Raw genomic sequence first — 11,627 nt, forward strand, 5'->3', positions numbered from 1 at the left:
TCAAACTGAGGGTGAATGTTATGATCAAGCGAGTATTTCAATGTATTATTTTATTCTTAACAATTACTATGTACGCATCATCTAATACTGAAGCAACAACCGTTATTCCTGCTGAACATCATCCAAATACTGAAACAACTTCTCCTACACAAAAAATTGCGTACTTAACATTTGATGACGGTCCAAACAAATATACTACACAAATTTTAAACATCTTAAAAGAAAAGAACGGAAAAGCAACTTTCTTTGTTATTGGCGGAAAAGTGCCGCATTACAGAAAAACGATGCAACGATTAATTAAAGAAGGACATTATATCGGGCTCCATAGCATGTCACATGATGTAAAACGCCTTTACACTGGTGACCCTTCCACTTTAATTGCAGAAATGGAACAAACACAAAGTATTGTCCAGCAAGTTACGAAATTAAATACACATCTCGTTCGCGTTCCATATGGTAGTATGCCTTACTTAAAAAAGAATTACCGTGACGCACTTGTATCAGCCCAATATAAAATGTGGGATTGGACGATTGATACTTATGACTGGAAAAGCTATGATAATCCTTCTGCCATACTCGAAAGAGTGCGTAATCAAAGTGATGAACAAGTCGAAGTTATTTTAATGCATGATTCGAGTGTGACCGTACAAATACTGCCAAAAGTAATTGATTATTTACAGTCACAAGGATACAAACTTCTTCCCTATAATCCATCTTCTCATCTCGAGGTAAATTTTTGGAAAGACACAAGATTGTAACAGCTTTAGTACTTCTAGACTAAAGCTGTTTTATTTTTCTCTTCCCACCCTTCCCATTTTTGTGTAAAATTTTAAATAGTGATGAAGTTTCGAGGTGAATGGAAATGAAACGAATAGATCTCATTTTTAATGCAATACAAGAAGGAAATTATACAGAAGGTGTAACCGCATCAGAACTCGCTACATTTCTACAACTAGATCGCGCCAATGTAAGTAGCGACTTAAACAAACTTGTAAAAGATAAACGGTTATTAAAAACAAATACGCGACCTGTTCGTTTTTACATAGAAACGAACACTTCGTTGGAAACGCATTCAAAAGACATAACTTCATTAGATACATTTGCAATTGAAAATACGAGCCTTAAAATCGCAATTGAAAAAGCGAAAGCTTCTATTCTCTACCCTCCAAACGGTATGCATACTTTACTACTGGGAGAAACAGGGGTCGGAAAGTCTATGTTTGCTTCTTTAATGCACGAATATGCAATTGAAGTTGAACAGCTTCCCAAAAATGCACCATTTATCGTCTTTAACTGTGCTGATTACGCAAACAATCCACAACTACTACTTGGACAGTTATTTGGGATTAAAAAAGGAGCTTACACAGGAGCAAGTGATCAAAAAGGGTTAATTGAAAAAGCACATGAAGGAATTCTTTTCTTAGATGAAGTACATCGCCTACCTCCAGAGGGACAAGAAATGCTTTTCACCTTTATTGACCGCGGAGTGTACCGCCGCCTTGGAGAAACAGAGAACGAACGTAAAGCACAAGTATTAATCATTACTGCAACAACAGAAGAACCAAATTCCTTTTTATTAAAAACATTTACAAGACGTATACCGATGACTGTTACGCTGCCACCACTTCGTGAGCGTACACATAAAGAGCGCTTTGCTTTACTACAGCTATTTTTCACAAATGAAGCAATTCGTCTGCGAAAAGACATTCACGTTAGCCCAAATGCAATGCGTGCTTTCGTCTTTTACAATTGTCCCAATAACATTGGTCAATTAAAAACAGATGTTCAAATTGCCTGTGCGAAAGCCTATTCTGATTTGGTCACAAAGAAACGTGATTCTGTCTATGTTTCAAGTACAGATTTACCTTGGTATATGAAAGAAGGGTTGTTCATTGAAAGGAAGAGCCGTCACTTATACCAAATACCAAATGAAACATTTGTATTTACAGGTGAGGAAGGTTGGAGTAATCATAAAACAGAAGATGAAAAACGCTCTTCTATTTACGATTATATTGACTATAAATACGAAGAACTTCAAGCACGTGGTATTGAAGAGGAAGAATTAGAATTACTAATAGAAAATGATGTTCAAAGCTTTTTCGTACAATATTTTAACCAAATATCAAAAAAAACAAGCCATGAAAATGTTTTTAAAATTGTGGATCGTAATATCGTTTCCGTATGTGAAAAAATAGCGGAACTTGCTGAAAAGCATTTATCTAAGACGTTTGATGAAAAAGTATTTCTCGCTTTAAGTTTACATGTACAGACAACTCTACAACGTTTACAAAGCGGAAAACAAATACATCACCCACAATTAAATCAAATTCGTACGAAATATAAAGAAGCTTTTTCCGTAGCTATGCAATGCATTCAATTACTGGAGGAAGAATTACAAATAACAATGCCTATTGATGAAGCTGGCTTTTTAACAATGTTCTTCGTTGTTGATCCAATTCCTGCCTCACAAACAGAAGTAAAAGTATTAATATTAGCACACGGTAATGGCATCGCAACTGAAATGGCAAACGTTGCAAACGAACTTCTCGGCATTGAGGAAGTAACCGGTATTGATATGCCGTTACACGAATCACCGAAAGATTTCTTGGAACGTGTGAAAGTGTATATGAAAACACTACAAAATGTAAATGGGCTTCTCTTACTTGTCGATATGGGGTCACTTGCTTATATCGGTGACATATTAGAAACGGAGTTCAAAATCCCTGTACGTGTTCTCTCGATGACGAGCACACCACATGCACTAGAAGCAGCTCGAAAAGCTCAGCTCGGTTATTCATTAGATGCGCTGTATGAAACAGTAAAAAATTTAACACCATTTTACTTAAACGTACAAGAAGAAAAGAAAAAACCTCTCTCTCCAATGAAATCTGTTATTTTAACAGCTTGTTTAACTGGTGAAGGAAGTGCTTTAGCTATTCAAAAAATGTTAGAGAACTATTTACGATTTGATAAAGACTTAATTGAAATTATTCCGATTAGTATCGTCCATGAAAAAGATTTAACGAAAATGATCGAGAACATAAAAAAAGAGCGTAACATCATTTGTATCGTCACGAATTTCGATGTGCAAGTACCATGCTTAACATATCATTTCCAAGACATCGTAAACTACACAGCGATTCAGCCCATTCAAGAATTAATTACGTATGAAGAAACATATGCAAAAATGGCGGATATTCTTGAACAACAAATGCAACGTAACGATGGGGCATTACTGATCAAAACAATTCGTTACGCATTAAATACAATCCAAGAATTAATTTCCTTACAGCTAACTCCTGATAGCTTAATGGGTGTTATTCTGCATATGAGCTGTATGGTTGACCGTCTCCAAAAAGGAGAAAGCCTTCTTCCTCATCCTGATAAAGAGAAAAGAAGACAAGATGAATACTGGATGTATATGAAAGTAAAAAAAGCATTGCAACCAATTGAAAATACATTTGAAATACAAATACCAGATGACGAAGTATTTTACGTTATGGACTTCTTTATTAAAAATCAACCTGTGAAAAATTAATCGAGGCAGTTTTTAAAAATATCGACCGTAACGCGAGTTATATCAGCGATTATTGAAATATATCGGCGCAACTCAGATTATATCAGCGATTTTCAAAATATATCGAGTTACCGACAATAATCGCTAAAACTAGCACCTTATATAATGAGAAAAGGCTGTTCCAACATATGGACAGCCTTTTCCTCTACTTCTTTACTTTTCTAACTCGCCCTCTTATTTCTCCTCTTTTTTGTGATTTCGTATGAACATTAACATATACATTTGCTTGAATAATTTCTTGAAGTAAATGTACAAATGATTTCCCTTGTAAAGGTCCCTCAAAATCCTCCACATTCACTACACCAGTAATACTTCCCTCGTTCAAGCTAATCCCTTGCTCCAGTGGACCATACAAATATAAAACAACAGGACCAATTTGAGTAGACTTCCCTAAATGAATTTGACACGATGTAACCTTTTCTATATTTTTTAGTATTACTCTGTAATGCAATTTCGTTAAATCATCACTAAAAATAAACTCTGCTACCCCAAAAGCTTCTGTATTTACAGGAGGCACTTCCCTCTTACCTGTTAACCTGGCAAAGAAATGTGTTGTCATAAGGCATTCTCCTTATATAAATTTCCCAGCACTACTTCTACTACTTTATGGTTTAGACATAATCATTTATGACTTTTTCAATTTTAATTACAAAGAAAAGATTCACAAAATCTTTACATTAGATTTGTTCCTTTTGCTTTACCACTTCTTGTATAATGCACATAGCAAAAACATTCTAGGAGGTTATTTTGAAAAAAAACAAACACACCTTTCACGCATTATTAGAGATTTTTCTCGTCTCATTTAAATTAGGGCTTACTTCATTCGGCGGTCCTGTCGCTCATCTTGGTTATTTCCACCACGAATACGTGCAAAAAAGAAAATGGATGGATGAACGAAGCTATGGAGATTTAGTAGCGCTATGTCAATTCCTTCCTGGTCCTGCCAGCAGTCAAGTCGGTATGGGGGTTGGATTATTACGGGGCGGGCTTTTAGGAGCTATTATTTCATGGATTGGATTCACTTTACCGTCTGTACTTGTTTTAGTTTTCTTCGCCTCATTCCTTAATCAGTTCGATCTTGGAAGTGCTGGCTGGATTCATGGACTAAAACTTGTAGCAGTCGCTATTGTCGCTCATGCCATATGGGGAATGGCGCGAAAGTTAACTCCAGATCGCAACCGTGCGACGATTGCGATTGTAACTGCCGCAATCGCCTTATTATGGCCAAGTAGTTGGACACAAGTCATCCTCATTATAATATGTGGCTTTATCGGCTGGTTTTTATATCGCAACCAACCAATTAGCCAATCTCAAAATATAAAAGTACCTATTTCAAAAAAGGTAGCAATTTCTTGTCTCGTCTTATTCTTTGGACTATTACTACTGCTACCGATATTAAGACCGTTCTCTTATTACATCGCTTTATTTGATAGTTTCTATCGCTCTGGCGCACTTGTATTTGGAGGAGGACACGTCGTGCTGCCTCTTCTTGAAGGTGAGTTCGTACAAAACGGAACGATGACGAAAGAACAGTTCCTAGCTGGATACGGATTAACACAAGCAGTACCAGGACCACTATTTACATTCGCCTCTTATATAGGAGCAGTGTTAAACGGGACGCTTGGGGCAACACTCGCAACAATTGCGATTTTCCTCCCTGCTTTCTTACTCGTTATTGGTGTTTTACCATTTTGGAACAGTGTAAGAAAAATATCATTCATACAAGGCGCACTACTTGGTGTTAACGCCGCAGTTGTTGGTATTTTAATTGCCGCTTTTTACGATCCCATTTGGACGAGTACAATTATAAATGCTTCAGATTTCGTTTTCGCTTCGCTTCTTTTTTGCTTACTAGCTTTTTGGAACACACCACCTTGGGTTATCGTTATACTCGGAGCCTTTGGCGGATATATTCTGTCCATTTTATAAATAAAAAAAACGACGGCATGATGTAGCCGTCGTTTTTTTTATTAGAACTTCACAAGCTCTATTCCTTCTGGCAACTCACTCTCTGTTAAAATACGCAATTCCTTCACACGATCCATTACGTAAGAAGAACGCTTCACAAGCTCTGGATCAATATAAGCTGGATGAACCATAATTTCTACCGTTTGTTCACCTTGTACTCTTTCTTTTAACTTCACAAAGTAATCTTCCGTCACACCATCCGCATAAAAGTCACTGTAAAACACATCAGAAAATGGATGCACCGCTCTATCTTCCTCACAACGACGAATCGGAACATTATATTTAGCCGCTAATCTCTCAAGAACATCATGTAAAATCGGTAAACCATGCACATGATGATGACTATCTAAATGAGTTGGTGTTAATCCGTAAGATAGGAATTTCTCAATTTGAGCAGTCCACTCCCTCTCAACTTCTTCTGGATTTATATTCCCTTCCCTTACAACACTTTGTTTATGAAACAACCCGTTTGCCCCTACGAGTGACGGTACATCCTTTAACAGTGGTTCTCCTGCTGTTAATACGAGATGTACGCCTACTCCGAGTAGGTTGTACTCTTTCGCTAAGCGTACCGCATGCTCTGTTCCTGGCATATTCATCATCATCGTCGTTGAATTTACAAGTCCATTTATATGCCCATCAATAATGCCGTAATTTGTACCTTCTGTAAGACCGAAATCATCTGCATTTACAATTAACTTAATCATCATAATACCTCCTAATAGAATAAAAAAAGCGGGCTAAATAGCGCCGCTTTTACTTCTCTACCTTTTTAAAGAACTGTGGAAGATACTCTTTATGTGCTTCCAACATTTCATCTAAAATTTGTTTTGCAACTTTATCTGATGGTACAAGTGGATTGATTGTCATAGCAAGCAGCGCCTTATGATAATCCCCTGTAACAGCAGCTTCAATTGTTGTGCGCTCGAATGATTTAATTTGTTGTACTAAACCGCGAACTGGTACTGGAAGATCTCCCACTGCAATTGGTTTTGGACCTTCTTTCGTAATAATACAGTTCACTTCAACAGCTGAATCATATGGTAAGCTTGCAATTGTTCCATTGTTTCGTGTATTAACAGGCTGGATATCACCTTTATTATTGTAAATAGACGTAATTAAGCTACATGCTGCGTCACTATAATAAGCTCCGCCACGTTTTTCTAATTGTGGTGGTTTAATATCTAAGTTCGGGTCTTTATATAACTCAAATAAATCATTTTCTAATTGTTTTACTACTTCTGCACGTGTACCTTTTTCAACAGAAGCTTCTTTTTCTTCTTCTAACATTTCACGTGTTTTGTAGTAGTAACGATGGTATGGACATGGAATTGCACGAAGTCCGCGAATAAAGTCTGGTTCCCAGTTAAGCGCTGCGATATTTTCCATCGTAATTTGCTTTTCTGGATCTGTCACAAGCTCTAACACACGGTCCATTACACTTACGCCATCTAAATATACGTCTAGTCCGTATACCATATGATTTAAACCTGCGAAATCAACATGTACACGACTTGCATCTACTTCAAGTAATCTCGCAAGACCCATACGGATTCCGATTGGAACGTTACATAGACCAACTACTCTTTGGATATTTGTATAACGAAGGACAGCTTCTGTTACCATACCAGCTGGGTTTGCAAAGTTAATTAACCATGCATTCGGACAAAGTTCCTCCATATCCTTACAAATATCTAAAATAACAGGAATCGTTCTCAATGCTTTAAATAGACCACCAGGACCATTCGTTTCTTGACCGATTACATCATATTTTAACGGGATTGCTTCATCTTTTGCACGTGCTTCTAATAAACCAACGCGAAGTTGTGTTGTTACGAAGTCAGCATCTTTTAATGCCTCACGGCGATCAAGTGTTAAATGTATCTCAATTGGTAAACCTGATTTTTTCACCATACGTTTCGCTAAGTTACCAACGATTTCTAACTTTTCTTTTCCTGCCTCAATATCTACTAACCAAATTTCACGAACAGGAAGCTCATCATAACGTTTAATAAATCCTTCAATTAACTCTGGTGTATAACTAGATCCACCGCCGATTGTAGCAATTTTAATTCCAGTCATGCTTTATTCCCCTTTCGCTTCTAATTTTTTATAAAGGTCAATAAATTCTGCCGCCAATTCTTTTACTGTAATCGCATTCATTAAATGATCTTGTGCGTGAATTAAAAGGACACTAACCTCTGTTTTTTCTCCTCTTGCTTCTGATTGTATGAGCTCTGTTTGGAAATGATGCGCTTCATTAATCGCTTCTTTTGCCTTTACCATCGCTTCATCTGCTTCTACCATTTTCCCCTGTTTGGCAAATTGAAGTGCCTCCATCGCAAAGCTTCGTGCGTTACCACTATTTAAAATTAATTGGAATGGAATTTGTTCTGCTGTAGTCATCATAATTACCGCCCTCTCTATAAGGTTCAACCGATTAAAATACCCCTTCAGTTTGAACATGTCTATTAAAGTATGAATTTATTAATGATAGTTTAGTGTTCATATAGATGTTTTTCATCTTTTTGAACATGATATAAAGGTGATTGTTCTCACAGACACCGTTGTCTGTGAGAACAATCTCTATGTTACATAGGTACAGAGTTGTTGTTTCCTTGCGCTGCTTCTTTTTCAGTACGAACAACTGAACGGTCACATAATACAACGAATGGATAATAGATTACCATCGCAATTACAAAGTTGAATAACTGTAGAATTGCACCTGAAAGATGTCCACCTGTTACAAGATAACCACTAATAATTGGTGGTGTTGCCCATGGGATCATCGCAACTGTTTTTGGTACCCAGCCAATAGATATAGCTGTATAAGAAGTGATTACTAATACAATTGGTGTTATGATAAACGGTAAGAATAAAACTGGATTTAAAATAATTGGTGTACCAAATATTACCGGTTCATTAATATTGAATGCACCTGGTCCAATCGATAAGCGAGATACACCGCGTAATTGTGCACTTTTTGCTACAAGTAATACAACTACCAAGAATGCTAATGTTGCACCAGAACCACCAAGATATACGAAAGTATCAAAGAATGGTTTTGTAATAATGTTTGGAACATCAAATGCAGATGTGCCACCTTGGAATAACTTCATATTTTTCTCTAATGCTGGTAAGTATAACGGCTCAATAATACCACCAACGATATTTGGGCCATGTAAACCGAAGAACCAAAGAAGATGAACAAGGAGTACAATGACAATTGCACTTGGTAATGTCCCTGCTAAACTTTGCAGTGGTGATTGAATCGTATTAAAGATAAATTCATGAACACTTGTACCAGCTAATTTCACTGCTAATTGAATACCTGCAACTACTGTTAAGATAACAAATGCTGGAACTATAGCTGCGAACGATCTTAAAACTGCTGGTGGTACTCCATCAGGCATTTTAAATGTAATGTTTCTTTGTACAAAGAAACGGAATACTTCAGTAACAAGGAGGGCCACAATAATTGCTACGAATAACCCTTGTGCACCTGTCCAAGCTAAGTTCAGTCCGCCTTCTTTCGGTGTTGTTGGCGTAAGAATAATTAACGCACCAAATGAAATAATACCTGCTGACAAACCATCAACGCCGTAAGATTTTGCTAAGTTATAACTTGTTGTAAATGCTATGATTAGTGCTAGAATCGCAAAAGAACCAGTCCACATTCCACCGCCAACTTGTTTCCACGTTTCACCAAACAAACCTTTCATGAAATCTTGGAAAGCTTCAGACGGAAAACCATTAATTAGTGATGCCAGTGCACCAACTAAAATAAGTGGCATAACTGCAATAAATCCATCACGGATTGCAGCTAAGTGACGTTGCGATCCGATTTTACCAGCGACAGGAACAATATACTTCTCCATGAATGCAATAAACTTTTGCATTTCGCTTCCCCCCTAATTATTTTTTAAGTGTTAATGCGTGATCTAAAACTGCTTCCCCATTCATCATGCCGTAGTGCATTGGATTGATAACGTCGATTCCAACGTTTCTCTCGTCAGCAAGCGTTTTCATTGAAGAGAGCATGTAACGAACTTGTGGTCCTAGTAATAATACATCTGCTTGATCGATATTCGTTTTTACTGCATCCCCAGATACAGCCCAAATCTTGCCTTCTAAACCGCGAGCTTTTGCAGCCGCTTCCATTTTTGTAACTAGTAAACTTGTAGACATCCCTGCTGAGCAACATAATAAAATATTCATTTGAAAATCCCCCTTGTGTAGTATAAAAAATTTATGTTTATTTATTTTTCTTTACGCTATTTATTAATGCAATTAGCGTGCCAACTTTTTAAAACCACTAAAATCAGTGCTTTTTCGAGCATTTTCTTTGTGTGTTAACGCTTTCAATTAGTGTGTCGTCCAAAAAACACACAGTGTGTTATAAAACAACACGCTTTTAACACATAACTGTATGAAAATAGATTAGTGTTTAGTTGTCTAGTTATGTTTAATATGAAAAAACACTAAAAAAATTTTTTTATCGTAGAAATCTAGTAAAAAACAACATTTTCTTGAGCTCAGTCTTCTATCTATTCTATTGTCCAAGCACACTCTACTAAATTACATAAAATAGAGTAAAATAACACAATTCGAAAGGGGATTCCTATGCCAAAACATAGAAAACAAAGCAAAATAAAGATTTATAGAATAACAAGCTATAAAAAGGACAAGCGTTCTGAATTAGACTCTGACAAATTTGAACTAGAACAGCAGGACAAGCATGATACACAAGACAAACAAGATAAACAGGACAAACAGGATGAGCAGAATAAGCAGGATAAGCAAGTACAATCGGAAAATGTAATTATAGTACCTACAGATTCACACAGCTTAGATGTGTGGGATGAAATTTCTCTAAAGGAAATACAAGCTGGTGAACATAAGAGCCTATTTGAAGAAAAGAGTAATTATCAAAATATTAATTTAGTCCAAGTAAATGATGTTCGCTTATACTTGGACAAGCAACTACAATTCAGTTCCGTTGATGAGCAAATTTATCATGAAGCACTTGTACATCCAATTATGTCAAAAGTAATTGATCCAAAACATGTTCTCATATTAGGTGGTGGCGATGGTCTTGCCTTACGAGAAGTTTTGAAATATGAAACTGTGCTACATGTAGACCTTGTTGATTTAGACGAGGCGATGATTAATATGGCACGTAATGTTCCAGAAATAGTATCTTTAAACAAAAATGCTTTTTTTGATAATCGAGTGAACGTGCACGTATGCGATGCAAAAGAATTTCTAAATTCACCTTCATCTTTATACGATGTAATCATTATTGATTTTCCAGACCCAGCGACAGAGTTGTTAAGTACTTTATATACAAGCGAACTATTTGCTCGTATAGCTACATTCTTAACAGAAGATGGTGCTTTCGTCTGTCAATCTAATTCACCTGCTGATGCACCTCTAGTATATTGGAGTATCGGTAATACAATTGAACACGCTGGATTAACTGTGAAGAGTTATCATACGATAGTTCCTTCTTTCGGAACTGACTGGGGATTTCATCTTGCTACTAATTCTGCACATATACTCGATCAAATTGAACAATTATATGTAGTACCAAATCCTCGAACATTGCCTTCTCTTCTTTTTCCTTTATTCCAATTTAAAGAAGAACATCTAGAACAACGTAACCTCGCTCTCTTAAATTCAGAATCAAATCTTATCTTACATCAATGCTACAAACAGGAAATGAAGTTTTGACGATATTAATAGTAAGGAGTGCTGCCCTATGGAATACTCTACCTTTGGCAAGCATATAATAGTGGATTTATGGGGAGTGGATTTTTCCCTATTAGATGATATTCACTTTTTAGAATACCATTTAGTTAACGCTGCAGATTGCTCTGGTGCCCATGTTTTAAACGTAAGTAAAAAAGAGTTCCAGCCATATGGTGTTACTGTATTAGTGTTATTATCAGAAAGCCATCTTTCCATTCACACTTACCCGGAACAAAATTTTGCAGCTATTGACTGTTATACTTGCGGTACAACCGTTGAACCACAAATAACGATTGATTATATCGTAAATATATTAAAACCGGAACGGATG

Annotated in this window: 11 protein-coding genes; 5 read left to right on the plus strand and 6 right to left on the minus strand. The window is 36.6% G+C overall.

Translation table 11 applies throughout. The features are described 5' to 3' along the window. Positions 1-20 precede the first annotated feature (20 nt). Both H6481_RS18185 and H6481_RS18190 read left to right on the plus strand, forming a co-directional pair. The gene (locus tag H6481_RS18185) at positions 21-758 is read left to right on the plus strand and encodes a polysaccharide deacetylase family protein (protein ID WP_016513232.1); all 738 of its coding nucleotides are present in this window, start codon (positions 21-23) and stop codon (positions 756-758) included. 104 nt (positions 759-862) lie between these two features. Then, a complete protein-coding gene (locus H6481_RS18190; RefSeq protein ID WP_000820950.1) occupies positions 863-3,538 on the plus strand; it encodes a sigma-54-dependent transcriptional regulator in 2,676 nt (891 codons plus the stop codon). Between the two features lie 184 nt (positions 3,539-3,722). Here H6481_RS18190 and exsM read toward each other — a convergent pair whose 3' ends face one another. Further along, positions 3,723-4,136, minus strand: a complete 414-nt coding sequence (exsM, locus tag H6481_RS18195) for an exosporium regulatory protein ExsM (RefSeq protein WP_000207046.1) — start codon at positions 4,134-4,136, stop codon at positions 3,723-3,725. Between the two features lie 188 nt (positions 4,137-4,324). Between exsM and H6481_RS18200 the strand changes: the two genes are divergently transcribed. After that, positions 4,325-5,506 carry a chromate transporter gene (locus tag H6481_RS18200; RefSeq protein WP_182812586.1) on the plus strand — a complete coding sequence of 394 codons (1,182 nt, stop codon included), beginning with the start codon at positions 4,325-4,327 and terminating at the stop codon, positions 5,504-5,506. Between the two features lie 41 nt (positions 5,507-5,547). On the opposite strand, the gene chbG is transcribed toward H6481_RS18200, so the two are convergent. The 5 genes from chbG to H6481_RS18225 form a co-directional block, all read right to left on the minus strand. Further along, a complete protein-coding gene (gene chbG, locus H6481_RS18205) occupies positions 5,548-6,252 on the minus strand; it encodes a chitin disaccharide deacetylase (RefSeq protein ID WP_000593494.1) in 705 nt (234 codons plus the stop codon). A 49-nt stretch (positions 6,253-6,301) separates the two neighbouring features. Next, entirely contained in the window at positions 6,302-7,627 is a 1,326-nt protein-coding gene (gene celF / locus H6481_RS18210) for a 6-phospho-beta-glucosidase (protein WP_182812589.1), read from the minus strand. 3 nt (positions 7,628-7,630) lie between these two features. Continuing rightward, positions 7,631-7,954: a PTS lactose/cellobiose transporter subunit IIA gene (locus tag H6481_RS18215; RefSeq protein WP_000989059.1), complete on the minus strand. Its 324-nt coding sequence runs from the start codon at positions 7,952-7,954 to the stop codon at positions 7,631-7,633. 182 nt (positions 7,955-8,136) lie between these two features. Beyond that, positions 8,137-9,444, minus strand: a complete 1,308-nt coding sequence (celB, locus tag H6481_RS18220; protein WP_001168820.1) for a PTS cellobiose transporter subunit IIC — start codon at positions 9,442-9,444, stop codon at positions 8,137-8,139. Positions 9,445-9,460: 16 nt separating this feature from the next. Further along, entirely contained in the window at positions 9,461-9,763 is a 303-nt protein-coding gene (locus tag H6481_RS18225) for a PTS sugar transporter subunit IIB (RefSeq protein WP_001023569.1), read from the minus strand. A gap of 405 nt (positions 9,764-10,168) precedes the next feature. Here H6481_RS18225 and H6481_RS18230 point away from each other — a divergent pair, with 405 nt between their 5' ends. Continuing rightward, positions 10,169-11,278 (plus strand): polyamine aminopropyltransferase, encoded by a 1,110-nt coding sequence (locus H6481_RS18230; RefSeq protein WP_182812592.1) that lies wholly within the window; start codon positions 10,169-10,171, stop codon positions 11,276-11,278. 28 nt (positions 11,279-11,306) lie between these two features. Beyond that, the coding region (gene speD, locus H6481_RS18235; protein WP_182812595.1) for an adenosylmethionine decarboxylase at positions 11,307-11,627 on the plus strand (321 nt) is incomplete at its 3' end.

The sequence above is a fragment of the Bacillus sp. ME78 genome (assembly GCF_903970865.1).
Taxonomy (GTDB): Bacteria; Bacillota; Bacilli; order Bacillales; family Bacillaceae_G; genus Bacillus_A; species Bacillus_A cereus.

Coding starts and splice junctions, on each gene's coding strand:
- celB (WP_001168820.1), bottom strand. CDS start 9,444: ATGCAAAAGTTTATTGCATTCATGGAGAAGTATATTGTTCCTGTCGCT.
- H6481_RS18230 (WP_182812592.1), top strand. CDS start 10,169: ATGCCAAAACATAGAAAACAAAGCAAAATAAAGATTTATAGAATAACA.
- H6481_RS18225 (WP_001023569.1), bottom strand. CDS start 9,763: ATGAATATTTTATTATGTTGCTCAGCAGGGATGTCTACAAGTTTACTA.
- celF (WP_182812589.1), bottom strand. CDS start 7,627: ATGACTGGAATTAAAATTGCTACAATCGGCGGTGGATCTAGTTATACA.
- H6481_RS18185 (WP_016513232.1), top strand. CDS start 21: ATGATCAAGCGAGTATTTCAATGTATTATTTTATTCTTAACAATTACT.
- chbG (WP_000593494.1), bottom strand. CDS start 6,252: ATGATTAAGTTAATTGTAAATGCAGATGATTTCGGTCTTACAGAAGGT.
- exsM (WP_000207046.1), bottom strand. CDS start 4,136: ATGACAACACATTTCTTTGCCAGGTTAACAGGTAAGAGGGAAGTGCCT.
- H6481_RS18190 (WP_000820950.1), top strand. CDS start 863: ATGAAACGAATAGATCTCATTTTTAATGCAATACAAGAAGGAAATTAT.
- H6481_RS18215 (WP_000989059.1), bottom strand. CDS start 7,954: ATGATGACTACAGCAGAACAAATTCCATTCCAATTAATTTTAAATAGT.